The 15,373-nt window shown below is 72.4% G+C and carries 15 protein-coding genes; 4 read left to right on the forward strand and 11 right to left on the reverse strand.

Going from position 1 to position 15,373, the window contains the following annotated elements:
• The first annotated feature begins 3 nt into the window (after positions 1-3).
• From EV386_RS03140 to EV386_RS03150, 3 genes are read left to right on the forward strand one after another with little or no spacing between them, the layout of a single operon-like run.
• Entirely contained in the window at positions 4-1,095 is a 1,092-nt protein-coding gene (locus EV386_RS03140) for a peptidoglycan-binding protein (RefSeq protein WP_130412240.1), read from the forward strand.
• Positions 1,092-1,829 carry an ABC transporter ATP-binding protein gene (locus EV386_RS03145; protein WP_130412242.1) on the forward strand — a complete coding sequence of 246 codons (738 nt, stop codon included), beginning with the start codon at positions 1,092-1,094 and terminating at the stop codon, positions 1,827-1,829. Before EV386_RS03140 ends, EV386_RS03145 begins: the two co-directional genes overlap by 4 nt.
• Entirely contained in the window at positions 1,814-3,010 is a 1,197-nt protein-coding gene (locus EV386_RS03150) for an ABC transporter permease (protein ID WP_130412244.1), read from the forward strand. Before EV386_RS03145 ends, EV386_RS03150 begins: the two co-directional genes overlap by 16 nt.
• A 10-nt stretch (positions 3,011-3,020) precedes the next feature.
• Here the strand turns inward: EV386_RS03150 and EV386_RS03155 are convergent, their stop codons facing one another.
• The 11 genes from EV386_RS03155 to EV386_RS03205 form a co-directional block, all read right to left on the reverse strand.
• Positions 3,021-3,614: a dihydrofolate reductase family protein gene (locus EV386_RS03155; RefSeq protein ID WP_130412246.1), complete on the reverse strand. Its 594-nt coding sequence runs from the start codon at positions 3,612-3,614 to the stop codon at positions 3,021-3,023.
• A 54-nt stretch (positions 3,615-3,668) separates the two neighbouring features.
• On the reverse strand, positions 3,669-4,223 hold the full coding sequence (locus EV386_RS03160) for a TetR/AcrR family transcriptional regulator (RefSeq protein WP_130412248.1): 555 nt from the start codon (positions 4,221-4,223) through the stop codon (positions 3,669-3,671).
• A 9-nt stretch (positions 4,224-4,232) separates the two neighbouring features.
• A complete protein-coding gene (locus EV386_RS03165; protein ID WP_130412250.1) occupies positions 4,233-5,153 on the reverse strand; it encodes an SDR family NAD(P)-dependent oxidoreductase in 921 nt (306 codons plus the stop codon).
• A gap of 130 nt (positions 5,154-5,283) precedes the next feature.
• Positions 5,284-6,663 carry an aspartate aminotransferase family protein gene (locus EV386_RS03170; protein WP_130412252.1) on the reverse strand — a complete coding sequence of 460 codons (1,380 nt, stop codon included), beginning with the start codon at positions 6,661-6,663 and terminating at the stop codon, positions 5,284-5,286.
• 40 nt (positions 6,664-6,703) lie between these two features.
• Positions 6,704-7,846: an ABC transporter substrate-binding protein gene (locus EV386_RS03175; protein WP_130412254.1), complete on the reverse strand. Its 1,143-nt coding sequence runs from the start codon at positions 7,844-7,846 to the stop codon at positions 6,704-6,706.
• Positions 7,847-7,893: 47 nt separating this feature from the next.
• Positions 7,894-8,676, reverse strand: coding sequence for an ABC transporter permease (locus tag EV386_RS03180; RefSeq protein WP_130412256.1), 783 nt, complete (start codon positions 8,674-8,676; stop codon positions 7,894-7,896).
• Positions 8,673-9,533 (reverse strand): ABC transporter ATP-binding protein, encoded by an 861-nt coding sequence (locus EV386_RS03185; protein WP_130412258.1) that lies wholly within the window; start codon positions 9,531-9,533, stop codon positions 8,673-8,675. Before EV386_RS03185 ends, EV386_RS03180 begins: the two co-directional genes overlap by 4 nt.
• A complete protein-coding gene (locus EV386_RS03190) occupies positions 9,530-10,438 on the reverse strand; it encodes an ABC transporter permease (protein ID WP_130412260.1) in 909 nt (302 codons plus the stop codon). The genes EV386_RS03185 and EV386_RS03190 overlap by 4 nt, the downstream gene beginning before the upstream one ends.
• Positions 10,435-11,466, reverse strand: coding sequence for a TIGR03842 family LLM class F420-dependent oxidoreductase (locus EV386_RS03195; RefSeq protein WP_130412262.1), 1,032 nt, complete (start codon positions 11,464-11,466; stop codon positions 10,435-10,437). Before EV386_RS03195 ends, EV386_RS03190 begins: the two co-directional genes overlap by 4 nt.
• Before the next feature lie 24 nt (positions 11,467-11,490).
• A complete protein-coding gene (gene hydA / locus EV386_RS03200; protein WP_130412264.1) occupies positions 11,491-12,924 on the reverse strand; it encodes a dihydropyrimidinase in 1,434 nt (477 codons plus the stop codon).
• A gap of 45 nt (positions 12,925-12,969) precedes the next feature.
• Positions 12,970-13,818 carry a nitrilase-related carbon-nitrogen hydrolase gene (locus tag EV386_RS03205; protein WP_130412266.1) on the reverse strand — a complete coding sequence of 283 codons (849 nt, stop codon included), beginning with the start codon at positions 13,816-13,818 and terminating at the stop codon, positions 12,970-12,972.
• Between the two features lie 107 nt (positions 13,819-13,925).
• On the opposite strand from EV386_RS03205, the gene EV386_RS03210 reads away from it, so the two are divergent.
• On the forward strand, positions 13,926-15,317 hold the full coding sequence (locus tag EV386_RS03210) for an aminotransferase-like domain-containing protein (protein ID WP_242607812.1): 1,392 nt from the start codon (positions 13,926-13,928) through the stop codon (positions 15,315-15,317).
• Positions 15,318-15,373 lie beyond the last annotated feature (56 nt).

The raw sequence follows: 15,373 nt of genomic DNA on the forward strand, positions 1-15,373 counted from the left end.
CCCATGCACCCCCACACCCACCCGCGCCGCCCCGACCGCAGCCACCGGCGCCGCCGTCGCGTGCGGGCCGGCCTCACCCTGACCCTCGCCGTCGGCCTGCTCGCCGGGTGCGCCGGCGCGCCCGGCGGGACGCCTGTTGACCCGGGCCCGAGCGCGCAGCCCGTCACCGCGCCGGCCGTCCACACGACGCTTGTCGACGAGCTGCGCCTGGCGGGCCAGCTCACCTTCGGCGAGGCCACGCCGCTGCCCCCCGTCGAGGGCATGCTCACCGCGCTGCCGGTCGCGGGCGCGGTCGTCTCCGTCGGCGAGCAGGTCTTCGAGGCGGACGGCGAGCCCGTGGTGCTGCTGGCCGGCGAGCGTCCGTTCTGGCGCGACCTGTCCGTCGACTCGATCCCGGGCGCCGACGTGCGCCAGCTCGAGGAGAACCTGGCGGCGCTCGGGTTCCTGCCGCGCCCGCCCGGCGAGCGCTTCGACTGGCGCACCCGGCAGGCCGTGCGCGACTGGCAGCGCGCCCTCGGGCTCGCGCGCACAGGTGAGTTCGCCGCGGCCTCCGCCGTCGTCGCCGCCACGGCGAGCGTCCGTGTCGACCAGGTGACCGCGCGCCTCGGCGACACCGGGGTCTCTCCCGCGACCGTGGGCGCCACGACCCTGCACGCCACCGCGAACCTCACTCAGGCGCAGGCCCGCGAGCTCGCCCCCGGCGCGCCCGTGACGGTGACCCTGCGCGACGGCGCCCACGTCGAGGCGACCCTCACCACGGTGGACCCGGGCGGCCTGCCCACCGACGACGGCGGCCTCACCCCACCGCAGGTGACCATCGGGTTCGACGACCCGGAGGCGGCGGCGCTGCTCGCCGCCGTCGGTCCGTCGCCGGTGCGCATCACCACGCGCGACGCCGGTGCGGGCGAGGCCGCGACCCTCGTCGTCCCCGCAACGGCGCTGCTCGCCACGCCGGGCGGCGGCTACGCCGTCGAGGTGTGGGACGGCGCGGCCATCACCACGGTGCCGGTCGAGATCGGCCTGGCGGCCGACGCGCGCGTGCAGATCCTCGGCGGCGACCTCGCCGAGGGCGACCTGGTGGTGCTCGCCCGATGACCGCCGTCCTGACCGCGCCTGTCCCGACCGCTCCCGTGCTCGAGGTCCGGGACGTGACCAAGACCTACCCGGGCTCCCCGCCGCTGACCGTGCTGCATCCCACGACGCTCGCGATCGCGTCTGGCGACCAGGTCGCCGTCGTCGGCCAGTCCGGGTCGGGCAAGTCCACGCTGCTGTCCATCCTCGGCACGCTCGACGCGCCGACGTCGGGGCAGGTGCTGGTCGACGGCGTCGACGTCACCGCGCTGCGCGAGCGCCAGCGCTCCGCGATCCGCGCGGAGCGCATCGGGTTCGTGTTCCAGCAGTTCCACCTCATGCCCACGCTCACCGCGCTCGACAATGTCGCGACCGGACTGCTCTACTCCGGGGTCCGCCACGCCGAGCGCCGCGCCCGGGCCGCCGCGGCGCTCGACGCCGTGGGCCTCGGGCCGCGGCTGCGGCATCGGCCCGGACAGCTCTCGGGCGGCGAGCAGCAGCGCGTGGCCATCGCCCGTGCCCTGGTGCGCGCCCCGGGGGTGCTCCTCGCCGACGAGCCGACTGGCGCGCTCGACTCGGCCACGGGCGCCGCGATCGTCACGCTCCTGGCCGACGTCGCCGCGCGCGGCACCGCCGTCGTCGTCGTGACGCACGACCAGGACATCGCCGCACGCTTCGCGCGGCGCGTCCACCTGCGCGACGGCGTCGCGACCCCCGCCCTCACGACACCCCAGGAGGCCTCGTGCCCCGCCGCCTGACCCCCGCCGACCTGCTGCGCACCGCCGGACTCGGCGTGACCGGGCGCCCGCAACGCACGGGGCTCGCCGCGCTCGGCGTCGCGCTCGGCATCGCCTCGCTCGTCGCGCTCACCGGCGCCGCCGCGTCGAACCACGCCGAGCTCCTGCGCGCATTCGACGCCCTGGGCGCCGACCTGGCCGTGGTGCGCCCGGGCGTGGGCCCCGACCGCGAGCCGGTGCCGCTGCCCGACGCCGCCCCCGAGGCCATCGCGCGGCACGACGGTGTCGACCTCGTCGGCGTGTTCGAGACCGCCCCGCCCGGCGCCGACGTGCGTCGCACCGACCTCGTGCCCGCCACCGAGACCGGCGGGCTCACCGTGGCGGTCGCCCGCCCGGACGTCCTGGCCGCCGTCGGCGCCGAACTCGACTCGGGCCGCTGGTTCGACGACGCCACCAGGGCGATGCCCGTCACCGTGCTCGGCTCGACCGCGGCGTCACGCCTCGGCGTTGAGCAGGCCGGCGGGCGTGTGTGGATCGCCGGGCAGTGGCACGGCGTCCTCGGCGTGCTCGCGGACTCCGGCCTCGCCGGGGGCGTCATCGACACCGCCGCGATCCTCGGAGACCGGTGGGTGCGCGACGCGTTCGGTGACGAGGACGGCGTCGGGCAGATCGCCGAGGTCTATGTGCGCGCCGAGCCGGGGCGCGTCGAGGAGGTGCGCGAGGTCCTCGCGTCCGCCGCGCGGCCGGGCGCCCCGCACCTGGTCAGCGTCACCGGGCTGTCCGACCTGGTCACCGCGCGCGAGACCACCGACGACGCGCTCGCCGCGCTCGGCCTCGCGCTGGGCGGGATCGCGCTCCTCGTCGGCGGGGTGGGGATCGCCAACACCATGGTCGTCGCGGTCCTCGAACGCCGCGGCGAGATCGGCCTGCGCCGCGCGCTCGGCGCCCGGCCCGGGCAGATCGCGGCCCAGTTCGTCACCGAGGCCGTCGCCCTGTCCGCGCTGGGCGGCGCGGCCGGCCTCGCGCTCGGGGTCGCCGCCGCCGCGGTCATCGCCTGGTCGTCCGGGCAGTCGGTCGTCATCCCACAGGCGGCCCTGCTCGCCGGCCCGGCGGCCTCGATCGCGGTGGGGGCGCTGGCGGGACTGCACCCCGCCGTCCGCGCCGCCCGCGTCCCGCCGACAACGGCGCTGCGGGCGACCTGAGCCTGCGGCCCTACGACGCGGGCCGCCGCCGGACCTGATAGCGCAGGTGCAGGACCCGGTCGCCGCGGATCACCGCGTCGGGGTCCTCCAGCAGGTGTTGCCCGTCGAGGCTCCCGAAGTAGCGCTTGCCGGTCCCCAGCACGACGGGCACCACGTCCATGCGCACCTCGTCGACGAGCCCCGCCGCCAGCGCCTGGCCGCCGACGTCGCCCGCGGCGACCTCCACGATCCGGTCGCCCGCCAGGTCCCGCGCCAGCGCCACGGCCGCCGCGACGTCGTCGACGAAGTGGAACGGCGTGGTGCGGTCCCAGCCCTCGGGAGGCTGCCGGTGCGTCACGACGATGACGTGGTCGACGCCGCTGGGAGGCTGCCCCTCCCAGCCGTCGGTCAGGTCGAAGACGTGGCGTCCGACGACGGTGGCCCCGATCCGATCCCAGTACGGCCGGGTGTACTCGTAGGACGGCTGTGACACTCGGAGCGCGCCGCTGGCGTCCAGCGGGACGTCGCCGTTGGTCAGCCAGTCGAACAGCGGTCCGGGCTGGTCGGCGGCGTCTGCGATGAAGCCGTCCACCGACACTGAGGCGTACATGACGACGGCGCCCACGAGGTCCTCCTTACCTCTTGGGCCCTGACCGTTGCGCTCGGCGCGCGCGGTCGGTCAGGGCGCGATGATGCGCGTGACGGACCGGCGTACGTCGGCGGCGGTCTGCTCGACGTCGGTCCCGCTGGCGAGCAGACCGAAGGCGGCCCCGTGGACGACGGCGAGGACCTGGCCGAGCAGCCGCCCGGCGGGCTGCGTCCGGTCGAGGTCGTCTCGGCGCGCTTGAGCGGCGGTGAGCGCCGTGACCTTGGCGGCGGTCGAGGTCGCGCCGGGTTCGCGCGTGCCGAGCAGGGTGGGCCGTTCGAGCACGTGCCACAGCAGCAGACGGGTCAGGTCGGCGCGCTCGACGGTGAAGCGGAACAGGCGCTCGGCGTAGCCGGGCAGGTCGTCGGCGTCGAACGGGACGGTGTCGAGCAGTTCGGCGATGCGGGCGGCGAGCACCGTGTCGAACAGCGCGTCCTTGGCGCCGTAGTAGGCGTAGATGCGCTCCTTGTTGGCGCCGGCGCGAGCGGCGATGCGGTCGACGCGCGCCCCGGCGAGGCCGTGCTCGGCGAATTCGTCGCTGGCCGCGCTCAGGATGCGTTCGGCGGTCGGGCGTGCGTCGGCGAGCATGCTCTCACCTTAGGACGCTGGGAGCGCCGTCCCGGTGATCTCCTCGGCCGCGGCCCACAGGCGGGCGGCGGCGCTCTCGTCACGCATGCGGCGGCTCAGGCGCGCGGGCGCGGGGTCGCCGACCAGGCCGAAGCGTCCGCCAGGTCCGTAGTAGGCGCCGGTGACGGCGTCGGGGTCGGCCGCGGCGAGCAGGATCGACCCGGCGCCTTCGGGCGGCTGCATCGAGGGCATGACGCGCATGCCCTGCAGGGGGCTCCAGCGCGGCTTGTCGCGCCCGAGGTTCGGGCCGACGCTCTGCAGGTTGGTGCGCGTGAAGCCGGGGTGGGCGGCGGTCGAGACGAGCGCCCACCGGCGCTGTCCGGCCACGTGGGCGAGGTGGCGGGCGAGGTGCAGGTCGGCGAGCTTGGAGGCGGCGTAGGCGCCCGACGGCGAGTAGCGCCGCCTGGTCCAGTCGAGGTCGGAGAGGTCGATCCGGCCCCAGCTGGCCGTACCGGAGCTCATCGTCGCCACGCGCGGGGCGGGGGAGGTGAGCAGCAGCGGCAGCAACCGGGTGGTCAGCGCGAACGGGCCGAGGAAGTTGGTGCCCCACTGCAGTTCGTGCCCGTCGATGGTCTCGTGCCGGTGCGGCACCGCCATGACGCCCGCGTTGTTGACGAGCGTGTCGAGGCGGTCGAGGTCGCGTGCGAGGTCATCGGCGAAGGCGGTCACTGACCCGAGGTCGGCGAGGTCGAGGATCCGCACTTCGGCGGCGGCGCCCGGGTGGGCCTCTCGCAGGCGCGTGAGAGCGGCGTCGCCGCGGCTTTGGTCGCGCACCGCGAGGACGACGTGGGCGCCGGCGCCCGCGAGGCGGATCGCGGCCTCACGTCCGGTGCCGGAGCTGGCTCCGGTGACGACGACGGTGCGCCCGGTCTGGTCGGGGACGGTGTACATGGCTCCTCCTGGGCTCGTGGGACGACCACATCGAGCAAACCAACTAGTTGGTTTGTTGCCCCATCGTGCGTCCTCGACCCGCGGAGCGCAAGGGCGCGTCGTCTCGACACCGGGCGCCCGGGCGTGACCCTCACATGGCGGGCGCCTGCGCGGCGACGTCGTCGAGCACCGAACGCAGGATGGCCAGGCCCTCGTGGGCCTCCTGCGCGGTGATGACGCACGGGGGGACGACGTGCACACGGTTGTCGGCCGTGAACGGCAGCAGGCCGCGCTCCAGACACAGAGCGCGTACCCGTGCCATGACCGCTGGCGGGACCGGCTCACGCGTGCCGCGGTCTGCCACCAACTCGATCGCCCAGAACACCCCCGTGCCGCGCACTTCGCCGACGAGCGGATTGGCCGCCGCCAACTCGCGCAAGGCCGGCCCGATGACCTCGGCTCCGATGCGAGCGGCGTTCTCGACGACGCGCTCATCCTCCATGGCGGTGATCGTGGCGACGATCGCGGCCATGGCCAGGGGGTGCCCGGAGTAGGTGAGCCCGCCGGGGAAGACCTGGTCATCGAACGTCCGGGCGATCGCGTCGCAGATGAGGACGCCGCCTGCGGGAACGTAGCCGGAGTTAACGCCCTTGGCGAACGTCACCAGGTCGGGCACGACGTCATGGTCCTCGAACGCGAACCAGGAGCCGGTCCTGCCGAACCCTGCCATGACCTCGTCGAGGATCAGCACGATCCCGTACCTGTCGGCGATCTGCCGCACCCCGCGCAGGTATCCCGGAGGCGGTACGAGGACGCCGGCCGTGCCTGGCACGGTCTCCAGCAGGATGGCCGCGATCGACGCCGCGCCCTCCGACTGGACCACCCGCTCCAGATGCTCGAGCGCGCGCGCAGACTCCTCGCCCTGGGTCGTGGCCCAGAACTCGGAGCGGTACAGGTAGGGACCGAACGCATGCACGTGCCCGCGCGCGTACTCGTTGGGCACCCGACGCCAGTCGCCCGTGGCCACGACCGCGGCCGCGGTGTTGCCGTGGTACGACCGGTAGGCGCTGACCACCTTGTCCCGGCCCGTGTGGACGCGGGCCATGCGGATGGCGTTCTCATTGGCGTCCGCTCCACCATTGGTGAAGAACACCTTGGTGAAGCCCGCGGGTGCGTGCGCCAGGATCTTGCTGGCCGCCGCGGCGCGTGTCGCGTTCGCCGTCGCGGGGGCGATCGTGGCCAGCAGCCCGGCCTGCTCCTGGATCGCCGCGACCACCGCTGGGTGCTGGTGGCCGAGGTTGGTGTTGACCAGCTGCGACGAGAAGTCGAGCCAGGTCCGCCCGGCGTGGTTCCAGACCCGGCAGCCGCTGGCGCCGGCCACGACGAAGTCCGGCAGACGTCCTTGGGCGGACCATGAGTGAAAAACGAGGCCGTGGTCGGCCGCGAGGACCGTCGCGTCCGTCCAGGAGCCGTCGGCGGGAGCGCCGCCCGGCGCCGGCGAGACGTGTTCGACGCTGGTGGGGGAGGTCATGGGTGTCTCTCCGATCACGGGTCGGCAGGGTGAGCGGCGATCAGTTGCCGCCCTCGCGGAGCGTGACGGTGAGTGGCTCGAAGCCCGCGCCCATCACGTCGACGCCCTCCGCCTTGAGCTCGGCGAGCGCCTTGTCGACGTACTCGTTGGAGTAGGCCGTGGCCGGTGGCGCCGCGGTGATGATCGTGGCGCCGGTCTCGTTCTTGGTGCCCATCGCGATGTCGACCGTCTGGTTCCACTGGTCGGCGTTGATCGTGCCGATCCCGCTCGTGGACGGCCAGATGAGTTTGTTGACCTCGTTCGTCTGCCACAACTGGTGGCTGGAGCCGAGCGTGGAGCCAGCCGCGGTCACGATGTCCGCGGCGTCCTGGGCGTGGTCGCGCGCGAACACCCAGCCCTTGATGGACGCCTTGATGAAGCGCACCGTCGTGTCGGCGTACTCCTCGTCGTCCGCGAGCCGAGCGGCGTCCGCCCAGATGGCGTCTTGAAGCATCGCGGCGCCCGCGTCGTTCCAGTCGATGACGGAGAGGTCCTCCGGCTGGTACAGCTCGCCGGTCTGCGGGTTCACGGTCTCGAGCACCTGGGCGTACTCGTTGTACGTCATCGCCTGGGCGGCGTCGATGTCTCCGGAGAGGAAGCCGTTCATGTCGAACGCCTGCTGGACGAGGTCGATGTCGTTGCTGGTGTCGACTCCGGCCGCCTGCATGCCCGCGAAGAGCTCCCACTCGTTGCCGTATCCCCAACTGCCGACCTTCTTTCCGGCGAGGTCCGCGGGTGTGGTGATGCCGGCGCCGGCGAACGAGATCTGCAGCGTGCCCGACCGCTCGAAGATCTGGGCGACATCGGTCACGTCGGTTCCCTGCTCGATCGAGCCGAGGACCTTCGGCACCCAGGAGATGGCGTAGTCGGCGTCGCCGGCGGCCAGCACGTCGATCGGCACCGTGTCGGTGCCGGCCTCCTGGATCGTGACGTCGAGGCCCTCGTCGGCGTAGTAGCCCTGGTCGAGGGCGGCGTAGTACCCGGCGAACTGCGCCTGGGCCACCCACTGGAGTTGCAGTGTGACGGGGGTGAGGTCGGCGTCGTCGGTGTTGCTCGCGCTCGAGGTGCTGGCGCAACCGGTCAGGGTGACGGCGACGACGGCGCCGGCGGCCGCCATCCGGCGGTGGGCTCGGGTGATGGGCATGGGAGTCCTCTCGAAGCAGGGGGATGGCAGGAGGCGGGAGTGGGGGCTCACGCCGGGCGACCGCGCAAGACGGCGCGCTCGACGAGGTAGGTGGCGCAGTAGAAGACCAGGCCGATCACGACGGCGCCGACCACGTAGGCCCAGGCGAGCGCGTACCGGCTGGACGAGACGGCTGACGTGATGGCTTTGCCGAGCCCGTCGACCGGTCCTCCGAAGTACTCGGCGACGAGCGCCGAGATCACGGCGACCGACGACGCGATGCGCAGGCCCGTGCAGAAGTAGGGGAGCGCGCCGGGAAGGGTGACGGTGCGCGTCGCCTGCCACGGCGTGGCCGCGTACGCCCGCAGCAGGTCTCGGTGGATGGGCGCCACCGTGTTCAGACCCCGCAAGGAGTTGACGTAGACGGGGATGAACGCGGTGATCGCCGCGACGACCACCCGCGCGCTGCGGTTGTCCGTGCCGAACGCGGTGTACAGCACGGGCGCGAGCGCCACGATCGGCACCACAGAGGCCGCCGTGACCAGTGGCGCGGTCGCCCGGTCGACAACCCGCACCGCCGCGGCGAGCGCCGCGCCGCCCACCGCGGCCAGCACGCCGACGACGAAGCCGATCAGGGCGTTGCGGGCCGTGCCGAGCGCCGCATCGCCGATCACCTGGACGTTGCCGCTCAGTTCCGCGGCGATGGCCGAGGGACTGGGGACGACGAACGGGCGCACGTGGAACGCGACGACGACGCCCTGCCACGCTGCGATCGCGAGCGCGCCCAGCAGAACTGGGGCGACGACGGCTCTGAGCGTCGCTGTCGACGGAATTGATGCGGTCGCCCTCATCGCACGTCCATCCCACGGGCTGCGACCGCGGCTCCGTGCAGCGCCTCGCGCACGGCCGAGACCCGGTCGTAGAACGCGGCATCCTCACGCAGACCCTCTGACCGCTCCCCAGCGGCCCCGAGCGTCACCGGCACGATCTGTCGCACACGCCCAGGGCGGGGCGACATGATCACGACGCGGTCGGACAGATAGACCGCCTCAGGGATCGAGTGGGTCACGAAGATCACCGCCGCCTGGGTGCGCTCGCGGATGCGCAGGAGTTCGGACTGCATCCGCTCGCGGGTCATCTCGTCGAGGGCGCCGAACGGCTCGTCCATCAACAGCAGGCTGGGGCTGCGGGCCAACGACCGGGCGATCGCGACGCGCTGCTGCATGCCGCCAGAGAGCTGATGCGGGTGGTGACCGGCGAACTCGCGCAGCCCGACGAGGTCGAGCAGCTCGTCGGCGCGCGCGGCCCGGGCCCGGCGCGGCTCGCGGGTCAGCTCCAGGGGCAGCTCGACGTTGCCGCGCACCGTGCGCCAGGGCAGGAGTCCGGCTTGCTGGAACGCGATGCCGTAGTCCTGGGCCCGGCGGGCCTGCTCGGCGTCACGACCGAAGACGCGCAGGGCGCCGGCGCTGGGCTGCTCCAGGTCGGCGACCAGGCGCATGAGCGTCGACTTTCCGCACCCCGACGGCCCGATGAGGGAGACGAACTCGCCCGCGTGGACGGTGAGGTCGACATCGTGCAGGGCGACGACCTCGCCCGCGCCCGTGCGGTAGACCTTCCCGAGCCGTTCGGCGACGACGGCGGGCGCGGGGCCGAGGGTGGGTGCGGCCGCCGAGCCGGTGGCCGCGGTGAGGGCAGAGGGCGTGCTCATGAGACCTCCGTGGAGTGGTACCTGCGCAGGGCCAGGGCGATGAGCCGGACGACGCCGGTGGCGAGCAGTCCCAGCAGGACGGCGCCGGCGATGGGCGACCACTGCTTGGCGGGGTCGCTGGAGCCGCTGGCGCCGAACTCGACGATCATGCGTCCGACGCCGCCGCGCAGGCCGGTGGAGACCTCCGCGACGATGGTCCCGACGACGGCGTTGGCCGCAGCCAGGTAAAGGGCCGGCAGGAGGTGCGGGACGCTGGCCGGCAGCCGCACGGTGAGCAGAGTGCGCCACCAGCCGACCCCATAGGAGCGCATGAGGTCGATGTGTACGGCCTGCGCTGAGGCGAGTCCGCGCAACGCTCCGACCGACACCGGGAAGAACGCGAGGTAGGAGGCGATGACGGCCACGGACATCCAGTCCTGCCAGTCGACGGGTCCGAGTTGGAGTTGGGCGCCCCAGCGCTTGACGAGGGGCGCGAGCGCGATGAGCGGGACGGTCTGGCTGAGCACCACCCACGGCGCCAGCGCGGACTCGGCGGTGCGGAAGCGCTGCATGAGCGCCGCGACGCCGAGCCCGACGACGACGCCGACGAGCCAGCCGACGGCGGCGACGCCCAGTGAGAACAGGCAGGCGCCGAGGACGGCGAGCCACAGGGGCTGCGCCGTCGGCGAGGAGTTCACCGGCTCCAGGGCGCGCGTGACCATGTCCCACAGGTGCGGCATCGCCACGTCGCTTGAGCGGGGCAGCACCCGCGCTCCGCCGACGACCACGCCGTCGGCGGGCGCGACGGCCTTGTACGCCTCCCAGGCCAGGGCGAGCGCGAGCACACCGGTGGCGCCCAGGGCCGCCGAGCGCATGCGGCGCTGCGGGAGGCGCCGCCGCGGGCGGTCGGGCGCCAACACGCTCATGCGGTTGCCACCAGCGACTCGGCCATGGCGGGGATCACGTGCTCGCCGTACCGGCGCAGGGTCTCCTCCTTGTTGTCGTGCTGCACATAGGCGGCGAACTGGTCCACGCCGAGCTCGCGCAGCGCGCTGAGCCGCTCGACGTGCTCGTGCGGCGAGCCCAGGAGGCAGAACCGCTCGACGATCTCGTCCGGCACGAACGCGGCGTGTGTGTTGCCCGCGCGGCCGTGCTGGTTGTAGTCGTAGCCCTCGCGCTCCTTGATGTAGTTCGTCAAGGCCGCAGGCACGGCGGAGTCGGTGCCGTACCGCGCGACGATGTCCGCGACGTGGTTGCCGACCATGCCGCCGAACCATCGGCACTGCTCGCGCATGTGGGCTCGCGCCGAGGGCGAGGACCCATCGCCGACATACGCGGGCGCCGCCACGCAGAACGTGATGGCGTCCGGGTCGCGTCCGGCCGCCTCCGCCGAGTCGCGCACGGCGCGGATCATCCACGCGGCGATGTCGGGGTCCGCGAGCTGCAGGATGTAGCCATCGCCGACCTCGCCGGCCAGCTGCAGCGCCCTAGGCCCGTACGCGGCCACCCACATCTCGAGGCTCGAGCCCTTGGACCAGGGGAACCGCACGGTGCGCCCGTTGACCTCGGCCGCACGCGAGCTGGCGAGCTCACGGATCACCTGAACGGCGTCGCGCAGGGTGGCGAGGTTTGACGGGCGGCCGTTGATGGTGCGGACCGCCGAGTCCCCGCGACCGATGCCGCACACCGTGCGGTTGCCGTACATCTCGTTGAGCGTGGCGAACATCGACGCGAGCACGGTCCAGTCCCGGGTGGCCGGGTTGGTGACCATCGGCCCGACGATCACCTTGCGCGTGGCCGCCAGGATCGCCGAGTACACGACGAACGGCTCCTGCCACAGCAGGGGCGAGTCAAACGTCCACACGTAGTCGAAGCCGTGGTTCTCGGCCTGGACGGCCAGGTCGACGACGCGTGAGGCGGGCGGGTCGTTCTGGAAGACCACACCGAAGTCCATGGGGTTCTCGCTCTCGGTCGGGGCTCACAGGAGGTACTGGGACAGACCGCGGCGGACGTACTGGCCGTGACCGGGCCTGCCGTGGAACGCCCCGTCGGAGACGAGGACCGTCCCGCGGGACATGACGAGGTCGACGTGGCCGTCGACCTCGAAGCCCTCCCAGGCGGAGTAGTCCATGTTCATGTGGTGGGTCTTGCCCACCCCGATGCTCGTGTGCCCCGCCGGGTCGTAGACCACGACGTCGGCGTCGGCCCCCGGTGCGATGACGCCCTTGCGCCCCCACATCCCGAACATGCGGGCCGGGGTGGTCGAGGTGATCTCCACCCATCGCTCGAGCGAGATCTGCCCAGAGACGACGCCCTGGTACATCAGGTCCATCCGGTGCTCGACCGACCCGATGCCGTTGGGGATCTTGGCGAAGTTGTCGAGTCCGAGCTCCTTTTGGTCCTTCATGCAGAACGGGCAGTGGTCGGTGGAGACGAGTTGTACGTCATTGGTCCGCAGCGCCTGCCACATGTGGTCCTGGTGCCCTTCCGCTCGGGAGCGCAACGGCGTCGAGCACACCCATTTGGCGCCTTCGAACGCGCCCCACCGCTCGCTGTGCGCCGCGAGCTGCTCCTCAAGCGAGAGATAGAGGTACTGCGGGCAGGTCTCGCCGAAGACGTTCTGGCCTTTGTCGCGTGCGATCGCGATCTGCTCGACCGCCTGCTTGGCGGACACGTGCACCACGTACAACGGGGCGCCGGTGAGGTCGGCGAGCATGATGGCCCTGCTGGTCGCCTCCGCCTCGGCCTGCCACGGGCGGGTGAGCCCGTGATGGTAGGGCGAGGTGTTGCCGGCTTCGAGCGCCTGGCGGACCAGGACGTCGATGACCGAGCCGTTCTCGGCGTGCATCATGATCATCGCGCCGTTGTCCGACGCCTTCTGCATCGCCCGCAGAATCTGTCCGTCGTCGGACAGGAAGACGCCTTGGTATGCCATGAAGAGCTTGAAGCTGGTGACGCCCTCTGCGACGAGCTCGTCCATCGCCTTGAGCGAGGAGTCCTGCACATCCGACAGGATCTGGTGGAACCCGTAGTCGATCGCACACTGCCCAGCGGCCTTGTCATGCCACAGCGCGTACTGCTCCAGCGGGTTCTGGTCGGGGTACTGGACGACGAAGTCGACGATCGTCGTCGTGCCTCCCCACGCCGCGGCGGTCGTACCGGTCTCGAAGGTGTCGGAGGCGAACGTGCCGCCGAAAGGCATCTCCATATGCGTGTGGGCGTCGATGCCACCGGGGACCACGTACTTGCCGCTCGCGTCGATCACGCGGTCGACCGACGTCGCGAGGTCGACGCCGAGGGCGGTCGATCCGGGGGCGAGCACCGCTGCGATCGTCTCTCCGTCCACGAGGACGTCAGCCACGGTTCGTCCGGTGGAGCTGACGACCGTGCCGCCGCTGATGAGGGTCTTCACTGTTGGTCCTTTCGCTGGTGCGGGTCCACCGGGGCTGCGTGAGGCTCAGGGCGCGACGATCGGCCCGTACGCCTCCGGGCGGCGGTCGCGGAAGAACTGCCAGCGCTCACGCACGACGCGCATCTGGTCCAGGTCCAGATCGCGGATGAGCAACTGGTCCTCGGTGGACGATCCGACCTCGCCGACATAGTTGCCGTCGGGGCCGACGGCGTAGGAGGAGCCGTAGAACGGCACGGCCTGCGCGCCGTACTCGTTGTCCTCAAGGCCGACGCGGTTGTTCGCGACGATGAACACGCCGTTGGCGACGGCGGCGGCGGGCTGCTCGATCTCCCAGAGCTTGTTCGAGATGCCCGGCGCCGTGGCGTTGGGGTTGAAGATGATCTGCGCGCCGTGGAGCGCGAGGATGCGCCACCCCTCGGGGAAATGGCGGTCGTAGCAGATGTTGACGCCGATCCGGCCGTACGCGGTCTCGAAGACGGGATAGCCCAGGTTGCCCGGCCGGAAGTAGAACTTCTCCCAGAACTTGGGCAGGTTGGGGATGTGGTGCTTGCGGTACTTGCCGAGGAAGGCGCCGTCGGCGTCGATCACGGCGGCGGTGTTGTAGAGGACGCCGGGCTGCTCCTCTTCGTACACCGGCAGCACCATGACGATGCCGAGCTCTTTGGCGAGGGCGGCGAATCGCTCCGTCGTCGGTCCCGGCACCGACTCCGCGTAGTCGTAGTACGCGGTGTCCTGGGTGATTCCGAAGTACGGGCCGTAGAACAGCTCCTGGAAGGCGATGATCTGGGCGCCGGCCGAGGCCGCCTGGCGGGTCCACTCCTCGTGGAGGCGGATCATCGACTCCTTGTCACCGGTCCATCGTGCCTGGGTGAACGCGACGCGCACGACGCTCATGTTCTGCTCCTCCGTACCTGCCGGGTGATCGAATGAATGTGACTATCGAGGTTGAACATTTCTGCGGCGTAACCCCGCCGAGGCCGCCAGTGACCAGGAGGTAAAACGTGGAGGTGCAGCCCGGGCGCCCGGCACGGATGGACGCGGGGACGGTCGCGGAGCACGCGCGCGGGACCGACCCCAGCGCGATCGCCGCCACGGTGTCGTGGCTGGTGCGCTCGGGGCGGCTCCAACCCGGCGACCGCCTCCCGACGGTGCGCGCGCTCGCGAGCGCGCTCGGGGTCAGCCCCGGGACCGTCAGCGCTGCGTTCCAAGCGCTGTCCGCGGTCGGGTTGATCGCCTCGCGCGGGCGTGCCGGCACGCATGTGCTGCCCCCGGCCGCGACGTGGCTGCCGCCGCGCTACCAGCGCCTGTCGGGCAGCGCCGACGAACCCGGTCGGCAGACGCCTGAGCCTTGGCTCGACCTGTCCTCCGGCACGCCTGACCCGCTGCTCCTGCCGTCGATGCGGAAAGCTCTCGTCCGGGCGGCTGGACTCGCGCCGGTCGCCGACACCCACCGCTACGTCGACGTGCCGCTCCTGCCCGAGCTCGAAGGCCTGCTGCGCCAGTCGTGGCCGTTCCAGGCCCAACGTCTGACGGTGGTCAACGGAGGGATGGACGCGATCGCGCGGACGCTGGAGCAGGTGGTGAGGTTTGGCGACCCGGTCGCAGTCGAGGATCCGGGTTTCCCGCCCTTCTTCGACCTGCTCGACCAGCTCGGAGCCGTGCGGGCGCCTGTCGCCCTCGACCGCGCGGGGGTGCGGCCGGGCTCCCTCGCGAAGGCGCTCGATGCGGGGGCCCGCGTGCTCGTGCTGCAGCCGCGGGCGCAGAACCCGACAGGAGTCGATATGTCACCCACGCGCGCGCGTGAGCTGACCCGGGTGTTGCGTGCGCACCCGCACGTGCTCGTGATCGAGGACGACCACTCAGGCCAGATCGCCTCGGCGCGTGACGTGACGCTCGGCGGCTTCCTCCCGGACCGGGTCGTCCACGTGCGGTCCTTCTCCAAGTCGCACGGTCCGGACCTGCGCATCGCCGCGGTCGGCGGGCCGGCCAGGGTGCTCGACGCCGTCGTGCGACGCCGCATGCTCGGGCCGGGGTGGACGAGCCGGCTCGTGCAGCGGATGCTCGCCGACATGCTCGACGACGGTGAGGTGATCGACGTCGTCTCGCACGCACGACGCGTCTACCACGCCCGTCGCCGTGCGCTGCTGGGGGCGCTGGCCGAGCATCACGTGGACCTGCCGCTCGGCGACGGCATCAACCTGTGGCTGCCGGTGCGTGACGAGCAGCGCGCGGTGGCGCAATTGGCGGCCGCCGGCATCCGCGTCTCACCCGGCGCACCGTTCCACGCGACGGCGCAGCCACGCGGGGGCGACCACGTGCGCGTGTCGCTCGGACTGCTCCGTGACGAGGTGCCCGCGGTCGCCGCTGCGCTGGCACGCGCCGCGGCCGCATGACGCGGTGGACGCGTGTGCCCTCGAGGACGGCGAGCCGATCCGTGACTGACGTTGGG

The organism is Xylanimonas ulmi, from assembly GCF_004216535.1.
GTDB lineage: Bacteria > Actinomycetota > Actinomycetes > Actinomycetales > Cellulomonadaceae > Xylanimonas > Xylanimonas ulmi.

Coding starts and splice junctions, on each gene's coding strand:
- EV386_RS03175 (WP_130412254.1), bottom strand. CDS start 7,846: ATGCCCATCACCCGAGCCCACCGCCGGATGGCGGCCGCCGGCGCCGTC.
- EV386_RS03160 (WP_130412248.1), bottom strand. CDS start 4,223: ATGCTCGCCGACGCACGCCCGACCGCCGAACGCATCCTGAGCGCGGCC.
- EV386_RS03205 (WP_130412266.1), bottom strand. CDS start 13,818: ATGAGCGTCGTGCGCGTCGCGTTCACCCAGGCACGATGGACCGGTGAC.
- EV386_RS03190 (WP_130412260.1), bottom strand. CDS start 10,438: ATGAGCGTGTTGGCGCCCGACCGCCCGCGGCGGCGCCTCCCGCAGCGC.
- EV386_RS03145 (WP_130412242.1), top strand. CDS start 1,092: ATGACCGCCGTCCTGACCGCGCCTGTCCCGACCGCTCCCGTGCTCGAG.
- EV386_RS03165 (WP_130412250.1), bottom strand. CDS start 5,153: ATGTACACCGTCCCCGACCAGACCGGGCGCACCGTCGTCGTCACCGGA.
- EV386_RS03140 (WP_130412240.1), top strand. CDS start 4: ATGCACCCCCACACCCACCCGCGCCGCCCCGACCGCAGCCACCGGCGC.
- EV386_RS03185 (WP_130412258.1), bottom strand. CDS start 9,533: ATGAGCACGCCCTCTGCCCTCACCGCGGCCACCGGCTCGGCGGCCGCA.
- EV386_RS03180 (WP_130412256.1), bottom strand. CDS start 8,676: ATGAGGGCGACCGCATCAATTCCGTCGACAGCGACGCTCAGAGCCGTC.
- EV386_RS03195 (WP_130412262.1), bottom strand. CDS start 11,466: ATGGACTTCGGTGTGGTCTTCCAGAACGACCCGCCCGCCTCACGCGTC.
- EV386_RS03170 (WP_130412252.1), bottom strand. CDS start 6,663: ATGACCTCCCCCACCAGCGTCGAACACGTCTCGCCGGCGCCGGGCGGC.